This window comes from Nocardiopsis listeri NBRC 13360 (assembly GCF_001570765.1).
In the GTDB taxonomy this organism is placed as follows: domain Bacteria; phylum Actinomycetota; class Actinomycetes; order Streptosporangiales; family Streptosporangiaceae; genus Nocardiopsis; species Nocardiopsis listeri.
In genome coordinates this window covers 38,763-50,263 of record NZ_BCSH01000039.1, presented here as the reverse complement: position 1 = coordinate 50,263, position 11,501 = coordinate 38,763, and the positions used below count along the sequence as shown (strand labels likewise).

Here is an 11,501-nt window from a genome sequence, read left to right as displayed (position 1 = left end):
GTGGTCGGTGACCATCGACGGGCCGGGCGGCCCACCCTGGGGGCGGTCAGTCCTCCGACTCCCGTGGACGGACCACGGTCTCCGGGCCCGGGTAGATGACCCGTTCCTCGCCGTCGGCGAACCGCACCAGGTAGGGCGGGCCGTTGTCGGCCCCGCGCACCTCGATGATCTCCGCCTCCTGCTCGCCCCGGGCACTGGCGACCCCGTGCGTGTGCAGATGATCCCCGACCGTCGCTCGCATGTGGCTCCTCCCATCACGGCGACTCGGGCACGACCTAGGATGTTCGGGTGAACAAGGTCGCCCCCATCATCGCGTTCGTCGTCTTCATGCTGGTCTTCGTGGTCACGAGGACCCCCGTCCGGAACTTCCTGGAAGCGTGGGTGGCCCTCGAAGGCGTCGTCCTCGGCCTGGCCTCGATGATCGCCTCGGCGGCGTTGGCCGCCCTGGTCGCGGGTGCCATCCTGTACGTGGGCCGGCTCTTGGAATGATGACCGAACGGCCTGCGACGACCGTTCAGCCGGTGCCGAGGTAGCCGTTCGGGTCGAGCACGTACTTGCTCGCGGCCCCCTCGTCGAACGAGCGGTAGCCCTCCGGGGCGTCCTCCAACGGAATCGCTATCGCGTTGACCGCCTTCGCGATCTGCACTCGGTCGTTGAGGATCGCCATCATCAACTCCCGGTGGTACTTCATCACCGGGCACTGGCCCGTGAAGAAGGCGTGCGACTTCGACCAGCCCAGTCCGAAGCGGATCGACAGCGAACCCACCTTGGCGGCCTCGTCCGACGCACCCGGATCGCCGGTCACGTACAGGCCCGGGATACCGATGGAACCACCGGCCTTGGTGACGTTCATGGCGTCGTTGAGGACACTCGCGGGCGCCTCCTCACCGGCCTTGTCCCCGCTGCCGTGAGCCTCGAAGCCGACCGCGTCCACCGCGCTGTCCACCACCGGTGAGCCCAGGACCTGTTCGATCAGGTCGCCGGGATCGCCCTCGGAGATGTCGATGGTCTCGCAGCCGAACCCGCGGGCCTGGGCCAGGCGCTCCTTGTTGGAGTCGCCGACGATCACCACCGCCGCGCCCAGGAGCTGCGCGGAGGCCGCCGCGGCCAGACCGACCGGGCCGGCGCCCGCGATGTACACGGTCGACCCCACGGTGACCCCGGCGGTCACGCAACCGTGGTAGCCGGTGGGGAAGATGTCGGAGAGCATCGTCAGGTCGAGCATCTTCTCCATGGCCTGGTCCCGGTCGGGGAACTTCAGCAGGTTCCAGTCCGCGTAGGGCACCAGCGCGTACTCCGCCTGGCCACCGACCCAACCGCCCATGTCGACGTAGCCGTAGGCCGACCCCGGCCGATCGGGGTTGACGTTCAGACAGATCTCGGTGCGCCTGGCCTTACAGTTCACGCATCGCCCGCAGGAGATGTTGAACGGTACCGAGACCAGGTCGCCGACCTTGACGAACTCCACGTCGGGTCCGGTCTCGATCACCTCTCCGGTGATCTCGTGGCCCAGCACCATCCCTTCCGGGGCGGTGGTGCGACCACGGACCATGTGCTGGTCGCTGCCGCAGATGTTGGTCGCCACGACCTTCAGGATCGCCCCGTGGGGGATCTTGCGTCCCACGTTCGCGGGGTTCACGCCGGGGCCGTCCTTGAGTTCGAACTCCGGGTAGGCGATGTCCTGCACCTCGACTCGCCCGGAGCCTTGGTAGACCACTCCTCTGTTGCCGGTCATCTTCCCTTCCACCTCTCTGCCGCCACGCGGCGAGGACCAACGTTCGTGGAACGCCCTCGTGTCGGGAGGGCGTTCCTGAGTCGTTTCCTGTGGCGGGGGTGACTAATCGGGCCGGAAGGTTCATTACCCGATGAGGATCCCGCCCCGGTCGCGTCATGATGTGGTCCATGGGGTTGAGAGAACAGAAGAAGGCCGCCACACGCGCGGAGATCGGCCGCCAGGCGTGGCGACTCGTCCGGGAACACGGGTACGAGGCAAGCGGTCTGCTGAAAGAGGGCCTCCCGCTCTGAGCGCCGGCTACGGGCCCGAGAGGGAGAGACCTTCCCTCGCCTCGGGGTGTACCCGGCCGGACACCGTTCCCCCGGCGAAGGGTGTCCGGCCGGGGAGTGGGTCTCGCCACCTGGAACAGCCCTGGTGGTGTCCGACCGCCGGATGAAACACTTTCACCATGCTCGGTATCACCGACCTGCCCACCTACCTGGCAGGGCTCATCCTCATCGTTCTCCTCCCCGGGCCCAATTCGATCTACGTGCTCTCCGTCGCCGCGCGCAGTGGGACAAGGGCCGGGTACACGGCCGCCGCCGGGGTCTTCACCGGAGACGCCGTGTTGATGGTCCTCGCCGCCGCGGGCGCCGCCACGTTGTTGCAGACCAACCCGGTGGTCTTCGCGGTCATCAAGTTCGCGGGCGCCGCCTATTTGGTGTGGATGGCGGTCGGGATGCTGCGCACCGCGCACGCCATGTGGACCTCAAGGCACCAGCGCGCCGAGGAACAACGCGCAGCCGACGCCGCGCCCACCCCGGTCAAGGGGGAGCACCCCTACCGCCGCGCCTTGGTGGTCTCGCTGTTCAACCCGAAGGTGATCCTGTTCCTGATTTCCTTCTTCGTGCAGTTCGTCGACCCGACCTACGCCTACCCGGCGCTGTCCTTCCTGGTCCTGGGCCTGCTGATGCAGCTGGTCAGCTTCGTGTACCTGTCCGCCCTGATCTTCGGCGGCACCCGCGTCTCCGCGGCCTTCGGGCGGCGCAGGCGCCTCTCGGCGGGCGCGACCTCCGCTGCGGGCGCGCTGTTCCTCGGGTTCGCCGTGAAACTCTCCCTGAGCACCGCCTGAGCACAAGTGGGCGGACGGGGTCCTGGACGAGGTCGGGTCGACCGAGGACCGAACAGGGCAGGAGGTCGACAGGGTCCGGTCCGTGGGTCAACGAGGGGCGAGGCCGTGGAGGAGGTGGTGGACGACCTCGGGGAGAGCGCCGTCGAACTTCTCTTTGGAGTGGTCGGCGGTCAGGGACGCGAAGCCGTGCAGGGTGGAGACGACGGTGTGGGCGATCGAGTTCGGGTCGCCTTGGACGATCTCGCCGTCGTGCTGGCCCTGGAGGATCGGGGCGAGGACGATGTCGAGCAGTTCCTCGATGGCGGTGATGAGCCGATCGGGGACGTCGCTGTCGTGCTTGCGGGAGTACATCAGGTCCAGCAGGGCACCGTTGGCCAGGGTGAAGTCCACGTAGGCCCGGGCCAGGGCGAGGATGCGGGTTCGAGCCCCGGTGCCCTCGGAGGTGGCCTCCTGTAGCGCGGACTTGAGGCGTTGGAAACCGCTGAGCGCGAGGGCGTCCAACAGCGCCCCCTTGTCCTTGAAGTGCCGGCCGGGGGCGGCATGGCTCACACCCGCCTCACGGGCGAGTTCGCGAAGTGAGATCGCGGCGGGTCCGCGGTCGGCCAGGGTGCGTTCCGCGCCGGACAGGAGAACGGCGCGCAAGTCTCCGTGGTGGTAGGGGCGTTCGGCCATGTTCACCAGCATAGAGGGATGTTGACGGCGTCATCATGGCGGTCGTGGACAGCTTTCCGGGGGCCGCCCTACCGTGAGGGGATGACAGAGAAGAACGTCCACCTGCCCGATCTCGGTGGCAGGACCGCCGTCGTCACCGGGGCCAACAGCGGCCTCGGTCTGGAGACCGCGAAGGTCCTGGCCGGTCGCGGGGCCCGTGTGGTCCTGGCCGTCCGCGACACCGCCAAGGGGGACGAGGCCGCTCGGACGATCCCCGGTGAGACCGAGGTCCGCCGTCTCGACCTCGCCGACCTCTCCTCGGTGCACGCCTTCGCCGAGGACTGGAAGGGCGACCTCCACCTGCTGATCAACAACGCCGGGGTCATGGCCATCCCCAGGTCCAGGACCGTGGACGGTTTCGAGACCCAGTTCGGCGTCAACCACCTGGGCCACTTCGCCCTCACCAACCTGCTCCTGGAACACGTCACCGGGCGCGTGGTCACCGTGTCCTCCGGGTTGCACGTCACCGCGCGCGGCATCCACTTCGAGGACGTCGACTTCGAGAAGGGGTACACCCCCTACCGGGCGTACGGTCAGTCCAAGCTGGCCAACCTGCTCTTCACCCTGGAGTTGCAGCGCAGGCTGGAGGAGGTGGGGTCCTCGGTACTGGCGACCGCGGCCCACCCCGGCTACGCCGACACCAACCTTCAGGGACGTACCGGCAAGGCGCTGGAGGACAAGTTCATGCGGGTGCTGAACAAGGCCGTCGGGCAGAGCGCCGCGGCCGGTGCCCTGCCCACGATCTACGCCGCCACCCAGGACGTGCCAGGGGCGGCCTACGCCGGTCCCACCGGGATGTTCGGTGCCGGCGGCGCGCCCGGTCTGGTCCGTCGTAGCGGACCCGCCCAGGACAGCGACGCCGCCCGCCGGTTGTGGAAGCTGTCGGAGGAGGCGACCGGAACCTCGTTCCCGCTATGACTCCAAGCGGCGGGGCGGGAACCTCGTGGTCCCCGCCCCGATCTCGGTGTTCCCTAGGGGGTGAGGGTGAGCTCGTCCGTGCTCGCCTCGCGTACGGCCTCCTCCGTCACCGCCCACGGCAGCGACGTTCCCTCGGACCATAGTTCCAGCTGGTCGTCGTAGTTGGGGTGGAAGGCGTGGCCCGAGTTGCCGGTCAGATGGATCCACGTGGAGGAGTCCCGGTCGGACAGGTCGACGACCATCCGCATGGACGGGACCGTGGTGATGCTGTATCCCTCGGCCGGGTTCCAGCCGGTCGCGTTGACGATGCTCGAACCACCGGGGCTCTCCACCGGGCCGCGGTTGAACAGCCACTCCACCGGGCCGATCCCCGAGCTGCCGAACGACTCGTGCGTGGCGGTGAGGGTGTGCAGATCGCCCCATCGCCAGGCGGACGGGTCGTCGCCGAGCAGTTCGGTGAGTTCCTCGGCGGCCTCGCCCATGGCGGCGGCCAGCACCTCGTCACGACCGCTGACCTCCTCGCCCTCCCACCACGGAGAGTCGGGGTCCTCCAACAGGCCGGTCACCACGTACATGCCGCGTGAGTTGCTGTTCATGTCCAGCTCGCCCAACTCGTCGAAGAGCAGGGGGAGCAGGTGGCGCCAGGTCGCGTTGTAGAAGGCCGCGCCCGCGGAGTCGGGTTCGTTGAAGTGGTCCCAGTCCGCCAGTTCGGCCTGCGCCTCGGCGGTGGTTCCGTCCACGTCCACGTCCAGGAGGTGGGGCGTGATGTCGACGGCGGCGCCGTGGTGGGAGTCCATCAGGACGCGTTCCATGTCCTGGATGGTCACCGGGCCGTCGTCGACCGCCTCGGACAGCAGGTCGTTGATCCGCTGACTGCGGTAGCCGTAGTCCCAGTCGGTGGTGAGGAAGTGTGCGTAGTCCTCGTCGACCACCGACTGGTTGGCGGTGACGATGATCCCCGACTCGGGGTTGAGCACGCTGGGCAGCTCGTCGAAGGGAAGGTACTCCTCCTCCCAGTCGTAGTCGGAGTCCCAGCCGGGGGCCGGCCAACGGCCGTCACCCTCACCACGTACCGGCACCAGGCCGGGGGACTGGTAGCCGATGTTGCCCTCGTTGTCCGCGTAGACGAGGTTCTGCGCCGGTACCTTGAAGCGCGATGCGGCGCTTCGGAAGTCGTCCCAGTCGCGGGCGCGGTTCATGGCGAAGATGGAGTCGGCGGTGGTGCCCGGCTGGAGCGCGGTCCAGCGCATGGAGACCGCGTAGGGGGAGTCGTCGCCCTCGGAGGGTTCCTCACCGATCTCGCGCAGGTTCGCGCCGGCGGCGGTCGTGGACAGGATGGGGCCGTGGTGGGTCGAGCGGATGGTGATGTCCATGTCCTCACCACCGGAGACCTCGATGGTGTCCTCGAGGATCTCCAGGGGACGTTCCTCGCCGTCCACGATGTAGTTGTCGCCCTCGACCTGTTCCAGGTACAGGTCCATCACGTCGGGGTTGAGGTTGGTGAAGCCCCACGCGATCGACTCGTTCTGACCGATGACCACGCCGGGCAGCCCGGAGAAGCTGAACCCGCTGACGTCGAAGGGGCACTCCTCGGAGATTTCCGTGCAGTGCAGGCCCATCTGGTACCAGGTGGACGGCATGGAGGCGCCCAGGTGGGGGTCGTTGGTCAGCAGGGGGGAGCCGGTGTCGGTGTGCTCTCCGGAGACCACCCAGGAGTTGGAACCCATGTCGGGGCTGTCCGAGGGGCCGAGGAGGTCGGGCACGGCGTCGCGGACGGCGGGCAGACCCTCGAGGGCGTCCAGGGCCTCTTGCGGGAGTTCCGGACCCTGGGAGAGGTCGGCCTCCGGTGCGGCGCCGTTGTGCTCGTCGGTGTCGGTGATGGGTTCGTGCCGCTCGGTCGGGTAGGCCGGGTAGAGCTCCTCGATCCGTTCCCGGTCGAGGCCGTTGGCGAGCAGCAGGGCGCGGTCGGTCTCCTCTTGGAGGTTGCCGCCCAGGTCCCAGGCCATGGCCTTGAGCCAGGCGAGGCTGTCGGTGGGGGTCCAGGGTTCGACGGTGTAGTCGTCGGCGGTGATGCCCAGGAGCCCGTACTCCAGGCTCGCGGAAAGCCCTTCGTTGTCCTCGATCCAGGCGTTCACCCCGGCGGCGTAGGCGTCCAGGTAGCCCTGTGTCTCCTCGGTGAGCAGGTCGTACTCCTGCTCGGCGACCCGGCGCCAGCCCATGGTGCGCAGGTAGACGTCGGTGTCGACCTGGTCGGGGCCGAAGAGTTCGGCGGTACGGCCGGCGGTGACGTGGCGACGGAAGTCCATCTCCCAGAAGCGGTCCTGGGCGTGGGTGAATCCTTGGGCGACGAAGAGGTCGTCGGTGTTGTCGGCGTAGACGTGAGCGACCCCGTACTCGTCCCGAAGGACGTTCACCGGCGAGTTCAGCTCCGACAGGGAGAGCTCACCGTCGGTCGTGGGGAAGGAGCTTCGTATCGCCCACACGCCGAGGAGAGCGGCGACCAAGGCGAGCGACGCGACGACCGCGACAAACCCCAAAACGACACGAATAAGGACACGCTTACGCAATACACCCATGGCGGAACCCTAGAGTGTCCCAGGACACGTGCTCTAGGTCTCATGGCCTGCCGTTGTCAATTGTTACCAAGTGGTAGGTCCGGCTTCGCGGTACGTGACAGGAGCGGTACGCAGAGGAAGATCGCCAGGGCCATGCCGGTGAAGTAGACCGGGGCGGACAGGTCCAGCAACATCCCGCCCAGGACGGGGTCGGCGAAGAACCCCAGGTAACGCAGCTCGGACAGGCCGAAGTAGGTGCCCTTGCGGTCGTCGGTGGCGATGGCGTGTACCGCGATGTCCGGCAACGGCGGCAGGATCGCCTCGCCCAGGGTCCAGAACACGATGGCCACGTACAGCGCCACCACATCGCTCGTCCCCAGCCACACGAAGGCGAACGCCACCGCGAAACACGCACAACCCGACGTCACCAGTGGGCCATGGGGCAGACGTTCGGACAGTCGGATCACCAGAGGCCGCACCGACAACGGCAGGGCGGCGAAGAACGCCATCGAGTTGAGCAGGGCGCCCAACACGAGGGTGCGCTCGTCGCGACTGAATCGCCAGGGGGACTCGCGGGTGTTCGTCGGGGGCACCGCGCCGCCTTCCGGAAGTGGGGGAGGCGGCGACCGTACCCCGGTCCGCCGACAACCCAGTCGAGAAGGGAGCCGTGGCGAGAGGGCACGCTAGAGGGTCGCGCCCGCGCCGGCCGCCTCCTCACGCAGCACCGCCACCAGTTCGCCCGCCGGCAACTCCCGTGCCCGACGGAACCCGGTCCCCGCCCACAACGCCATCCCCTCGGGGTCGGCGGCCCGGGTCGCGGCGGCGCGCAGTGGCTTGGTCATGTGGTGCACCTGCGGGTAGGCGCAGGGGGCGTCGGAGTGGTCGAGGATGAAGCGGTTGGTCAGTCCCCGCGCCGGTCGACCGGTGAACGCGCACGTCAGCGAGGTCTCGGTGAAGTCGGGGTCGGTGAGCGCGGCCTTGTGGACCGGCTGCGCGCCGCTCTCGGGGCAACGCAGGAACGCCGTACCCGACTGGGCGGCGACCGCTCCGGAGGACAGGGCCGCGGCGACGTCGGCGCCGTCCATGATCCCGCCGGCGGCGATCACCGGAACGTCCACGGCCCGCACCACGTCGGGCAACAGCTCGGCCAGTGGACGGTCGTCGGCGTGCTCGGGGTCGAAGGTGGCGCGATGACCGCCCGCCTCCACGCCTTGGGCGCACACACCGTCGGCGCCCCGGGCCACGGCGGTGCGGGCCTCCGCCACGGTGGTAACGGTGACGATCGTCGCCGACCCCGCCGTGCGCAGCCGGGTCAGGACCTCCTCGGAAGGGCAACCGAACGTGAAGCTCACGACGGGCACTCGGGCCTCGACCAGCAGGTCGACCTTGGCGTCCCAGTCATCGTCGTCGTACCGGGCCGGCCCCACCTCCACAGCCAGGCGGTGGGCGACCGCCGCCAGGACGGAGCGGTAGGCGGCCAATGCGTCGTCGCACTCCGGGGAGCGGGAAGAGGAGGGGGCGAACAGGTTGACCGCGAACGTTCGGGCGCCCAGCCCCCGCACCTCGTCGATCCGAGCGCCGAGCGCGTCGGCGGTCAGGTATCCGGCGGGGAGTGATCCCAGGCCGCCGGCGGCGCTCACCGCGGCCACCAGGGCCGGGGTGGTGGTGCCCCCGGCCATCGGCGCCTGGACGATCGGACGTTCCTCGCACAACCGCGACAGATCCATCATCACTCACTTCCCCCACATCGATCGCCCGCAGATTATCAAGGTGGCGAATGGGAGGGGCGTGCGGGTCATGAACTCTCGGGTTCACTGCTTCTGTCGGAATCGTCCATTTTCGCTTCGGTGAATTCTGTGGACTCGGGGAAAAAGCGGATCAGGGCAAGCGAAGCGATTCCCCCGATAACCGAGACCGACGCCATGACGGAAACCGCGATGGGAATGCCCCACAGGTCCCACAGCAGGCCGAAACCGAAACTGGTCGCGACACCGGCCAACAGGGCCAGGGTCGATATCGTCGAGAACATGGTGTTGCGGTCGGCGTCGGTGAACATCAGTTGGTGCCAGACCCCCGCCACCACGCCCGCGAGGCCGATGAGGAACTCGGCCGCGATCAGGCCGACTATCAACGGGACCACACCGTGCGCGGCGAGCACCAGGGGGACTCCGACCGCGATGACCGCCGGTGGACCCCACACGTGGGGCCTGCGCGGGTGCACCCACCGCGCGGCGGTGGCGCCCGCGGCCAAAGACAACGTCATCACCAGCAGGAACAGGCCATTGAGGCGAACGTCCTGCCCGAAGCGTTCCAATAGCATCGGCTGCCACGAGGCCACCAACAGCACCGTCGCCGACATGGCGCCCATGGCCAACGCCACCATCGGGGCGAAGCGCCGGCTGAGCACCTGGGAGACCGACTCCAGCACGATCACACCGATCCGCCGGTCCGGTCGTCCAGGAGCGTCGGGGAAACTCAACGGTGCCAGGGCGGCGAGGGACAACAGTAGTAGCCCACCGCAGGCCACCAGTGGTCCCGCCGGCAGCCACGTGCCCGCCACCATCACCAGGGCGGCGCCGAGCGCCGAACCGATCCGGCCGGACAGAGCGCCCACACGAACGATCCGCGCGATCCGGGCGGTCCGGTCCCGGGCACCGACCCGGTTGATGAGGATCGCGCTCATGGTGCCCGAGTGCAGCGCGAAACCGATGGTGCCCAAGCACATGCCCATCAGGGTCAGGGGCAGGGTCGGCGCGGCGCCGACGAGCATGAAACCGGTGCCCCAGCTCAGCAGCCCGACGAACAGCAGCCTTCGGTGTCCGTAGCGGTCGCCCAGCGCACCGCTCGGCGCTTCCATGAGGAGACCGACGAGGTTGGCGCCGGCCATGATCGATCCGACCATCCATGGTTCCGCGCCGCGCCCCAGGAAAATCGTGACGAAGACCGCACCGTAAACGAAGTCGGCGAGGGATGTGCCGAGTGAGTAGGCGGTGAATCGTCGAATCAGTGACCGTTCTCCGGGCGGTGTGGGGAATTCGGTTTCGGCCATGGGAATTCTTCCGGAGCGGTGGGATTTCGGCGGAGGATGAATTCCGCCGAAAATACCATGGTGTTTCTCCGATGGCCACGGGTTATTCCGCGATCTCGGTCCGGCTCAGGCCCGAGAGGCGAGGTAGGTGCGGATCACGGCGGCGAGGTCGTCCAAGTCGTCCGGGTGCTCCGGCGTGGGCCGGTGTGGATTCCACGGCGGATCGGCCACAGTAGATCGCCCTCGGGCGTTCGGGGCCGGGGGACCCATGGCCGTACCTCGGGCGGTGGGGGCATGTAGGGGCGGACGAGGGGACCCGTGTCCTCGTCCGAATCGGCCTCGCGGTAGCCGTTGGCCCAACGTACGGACGTGTCCTGGGCGGAGGCCGCCCACGCCCGCCGGCCGGGGAAGTCGCCGGGTTCGTGCGCGATGAGCGTCGGTGCGGGTGTGGCGGGTACGGCGGACAGCCGTGGGCGGTCGGGCGCCGAGGGAAGCATGGTCCGTTCCCGCCTGAAAGCGCGTCCCTAGCCGCTCAGCGGAGAGCTGACCGGGTGGTTGGTCGGCTTTCTCAGCGGTGCCCGCGTGGCGCGAACCCTTCCGTTCGTCGTCCCACCGGCCCGGATACGCTCGGCGCGAGAGCGGAAACCCTGGAAGGAACCAACATGACAGCGACCGCGGTCGTCACCGGAGCCAGTAGCGGGATCGGCGCGGCCACCGCGCGCGGACTCGCCGCCGAGGGCTACGAGGTGGTCCTGGTCGCCCGCCGCGCCGACCGGATCGAGGCCCTGGCCGAAGAGATCACCGGGTCCGGCCAGAGCGCGCGGGCACAGGTCCTCGACGTCACCGACAGGGCCGCCGTCGACGCCTTCGCCGAGGCACTGGGCTCCTGCGACGTGCTCGTCAACAACGCGGGCGGCGCGATCGGCACGGAGACCGTGGCCACCGGCGACCCCGTCGACTGGCGGCGGATGTACGAGGTCAACGTCCTGGGGGTGCTCAACATGACCCAGGCCCTGCTGCCCCGGCTCATCGCGAGCGGTGACGGTACCGTCCTCGTGGTCTCCTCGGTGGCGGGGCACGTCGTCTACGAGGGCGGCGGCGGATACGTGGCGGCCAAGCACGGCGCCCACACCCTGGCGGCCACCCTCCGGTTGGAACTGTGCGGGGAACCGGTCCGCGTGCTGGAGGTCGCCCCCGGCATGGTCAAGACCGAGGAGTTCTCACTCAATCGCCTGCGCGGCGACAAGGAGGGCGCTGACGCCGTCTACGAGGGCGTTCCCGACCCGCTGTCCGCCGAGGACGTCGCCGACACCATCGTGTGGGCCATCACCCGTCCCTCGCACGTCAACATCGACCTGCTGGTGGTCCGCCCGCGCGCCCAGGCCGCCCAGCACAAGGTCCACCGGGTCAAGGAGTAGTCCGGCGTTGCGGTTCCGAGGGCCT

The 11,501-nt window shown here is 68.8% G+C and carries 12 protein-coding genes; 4 read left to right on the top strand and 8 right to left on the bottom strand.

The genetic code is table 11. The features are described 5' to 3' along the window. Nucleotides 1-46 precede the first annotated feature (46 nt). On the bottom strand, nt 47-241 hold the full coding sequence (locus tag NLI01S_RS13085; RefSeq protein ID WP_067604102.1) for a DUF1918 domain-containing protein: 195 nt from the start codon (nt 239-241) through the stop codon (nt 47-49). Nucleotides 242-288: 47 nt separating this feature from the next. Between NLI01S_RS13085 and NLI01S_RS13080 the strand changes: the two genes are divergently transcribed. Next, on the top strand, nt 289-489 hold the full coding sequence (locus NLI01S_RS13080) for a hypothetical protein (RefSeq protein WP_067604100.1): 201 nt from the start codon (nt 289-291) through the stop codon (nt 487-489). A 25-nt stretch (nt 490-514) separates the two neighbouring features. On the opposite strand, the gene fdhA is transcribed toward NLI01S_RS13080, so the two are convergent. After that, complete coding sequence (fdhA, locus tag NLI01S_RS13075) at nt 515-1,735, bottom strand: formaldehyde dehydrogenase, glutathione-independent (protein WP_067604098.1); 1,221 nt, start codon at nt 1,733-1,735, stop codon at nt 515-517. 448 nt (nt 1,736-2,183) lie between these two features. On the opposite strand from fdhA, the gene leuE reads away from it, so the two are divergent. Then, a complete protein-coding gene (gene leuE / locus NLI01S_RS13070) occupies nt 2,184-2,846 on the top strand; it encodes a leucine efflux protein LeuE (protein ID WP_067604096.1) in 663 nt (220 codons plus the stop codon). 87 nt (nt 2,847-2,933) lie between these two features. On the opposite strand, the gene NLI01S_RS13065 is transcribed toward leuE, so the two are convergent. Beyond that, nucleotides 2,934-3,518: a TetR/AcrR family transcriptional regulator gene (locus NLI01S_RS13065; protein WP_067604149.1), complete on the bottom strand. Its 585-nt coding sequence runs from the start codon at nt 3,516-3,518 to the stop codon at nt 2,934-2,936. A gap of 81 nt (nt 3,519-3,599) precedes the next feature. Here NLI01S_RS13065 and NLI01S_RS13060 point away from each other — a divergent pair, with 81 nt between their 5' ends. Beyond that, entirely contained in the window at nt 3,600-4,475 is an 876-nt protein-coding gene (locus NLI01S_RS13060) for an oxidoreductase (RefSeq protein WP_067604094.1), read from the top strand. 53 nt (nt 4,476-4,528) lie between these two features. On the opposite strand, the gene NLI01S_RS13055 is transcribed toward NLI01S_RS13060, so the two are convergent. From NLI01S_RS13055 to NLI01S_RS13035, 5 genes are all read right to left on the bottom strand, one after another. Further along, nucleotides 4,529-7,051: a penicillin acylase family protein gene (locus NLI01S_RS13055; RefSeq protein ID WP_084392556.1), complete on the bottom strand. Its 2,523-nt coding sequence runs from the start codon at nt 7,049-7,051 to the stop codon at nt 4,529-4,531. A 56-nt stretch (nt 7,052-7,107) separates the two neighbouring features. After that, nucleotides 7,108-7,623 (bottom strand): hypothetical protein, encoded by a 516-nt coding sequence (locus NLI01S_RS13050; protein WP_067604090.1) that lies wholly within the window; start codon nt 7,621-7,623, stop codon nt 7,108-7,110. 90 nt (nt 7,624-7,713) lie between these two features. Next, nucleotides 7,714-8,757: a nitronate monooxygenase gene (locus tag NLI01S_RS13045; RefSeq protein ID WP_067604147.1), complete on the bottom strand. Its 1,044-nt coding sequence runs from the start codon at nt 8,755-8,757 to the stop codon at nt 7,714-7,716. Nucleotides 8,758-8,825: 68 nt separating this feature from the next. Next, complete coding sequence (locus NLI01S_RS13040; protein ID WP_067604088.1) at nt 8,826-10,079, bottom strand: MFS transporter; 1,254 nt, start codon at nt 10,077-10,079, stop codon at nt 8,826-8,828. A gap of 134 nt (nt 10,080-10,213) precedes the next feature. Beyond that, complete coding sequence (locus tag NLI01S_RS13035) at nt 10,214-10,555, bottom strand: hypothetical protein (protein WP_067604086.1); 342 nt, start codon at nt 10,553-10,555, stop codon at nt 10,214-10,216. A 165-nt stretch (nt 10,556-10,720) separates the two neighbouring features. Between NLI01S_RS13035 and NLI01S_RS13030 the strand changes: the two genes are divergently transcribed. Then, entirely contained in the window at nt 10,721-11,476 is a 756-nt protein-coding gene (locus NLI01S_RS13030; protein WP_067604084.1) for an SDR family oxidoreductase, read from the top strand. Nucleotides 11,477-11,501 lie beyond the last annotated feature (25 nt).

What these genes read in the sequence shown, in the direction of transcription:
- NLI01S_RS13055 (WP_084392556.1), bottom strand. Translation starts at nt 7,051, where the DNA reads ATGGGTGTATTGCGTAAGCGTGTCCTTATTCGTGTCGTTTTGGGGTTT.
- NLI01S_RS13040 (WP_067604088.1), bottom strand. Translation starts at nt 10,079, where the DNA reads ATGGCCGAAACCGAATTCCCCACACCGCCCGGAGAACGGTCACTGATT.
- NLI01S_RS13035 (WP_067604086.1), bottom strand. Translation starts at nt 10,555, where the DNA reads ATGCTTCCCTCGGCGCCCGACCGCCCACGGCTGTCCGCCGTACCCGCC.
- fdhA (WP_067604098.1), bottom strand. Translation starts at nt 1,735, where the DNA reads ATGACCGGCAACAGAGGAGTGGTCTACCAAGGCTCCGGGCGAGTCGAG.
- NLI01S_RS13060 (WP_067604094.1), top strand. Translation starts at nt 3,600, where the DNA reads ATGACAGAGAAGAACGTCCACCTGCCCGATCTCGGTGGCAGGACCGCC.
- leuE (WP_067604096.1), top strand. Translation starts at nt 2,184, where the DNA reads ATGCTCGGTATCACCGACCTGCCCACCTACCTGGCAGGGCTCATCCTC.
- NLI01S_RS13085 (WP_067604102.1), bottom strand. Translation starts at nt 241, where the DNA reads ATGCGAGCGACGGTCGGGGATCATCTGCACACGCACGGGGTCGCCAGT.
- NLI01S_RS13065 (WP_067604149.1), bottom strand. Translation starts at nt 3,518, where the DNA reads ATGGCCGAACGCCCCTACCACCACGGAGACTTGCGCGCCGTTCTCCTG.
- NLI01S_RS13030 (WP_067604084.1), top strand. Translation starts at nt 10,721, where the DNA reads ATGACAGCGACCGCGGTCGTCACCGGAGCCAGTAGCGGGATCGGCGCG.
- NLI01S_RS13045 (WP_067604147.1), bottom strand. Translation starts at nt 8,757, where the DNA reads ATGGATCTGTCGCGGTTGTGCGAGGAACGTCCGATCGTCCAGGCGCCG.